The following is a 208-nucleotide window of genomic DNA, read 5'->3' on the forward strand; positions in this document are numbered from 1 at the left end:
ATGGCATTCGGAGTTTGACTGAGCTTGGTAACCCTTGCGGGCCCCGCACCCAATCAGTGCTCTACCTCCACGACTCTATTCACCGAGGCTAGCCCTAAAGCTATTTCGGGGAGAACCAGCTATCTCCGAGTTCGATTGGAATTTCTCCGCTACCCCCACCTCATCCCCGAATTTTTCAACATTCGTGGGTTCGGGCCTCCAGTGCGTG

1 rRNA gene is annotated in these 208 nt (G+C 54.8%); it reads right to left on the reverse strand.

Features of this window, described 5'->3' with window-relative positions:
- A 23S ribosomal RNA gene (locus KI379_RS33940) occupies positions 1-208 on the reverse strand; the annotation flags it as partial.

The sequence above is a fragment of the Paenibacillus cineris genome (genome assembly GCF_018333335.1).
Lineage (GTDB): Bacteria > Bacillota > Bacilli > Paenibacillales > Paenibacillaceae > Paenibacillus_AQ > Paenibacillus_AQ favisporus.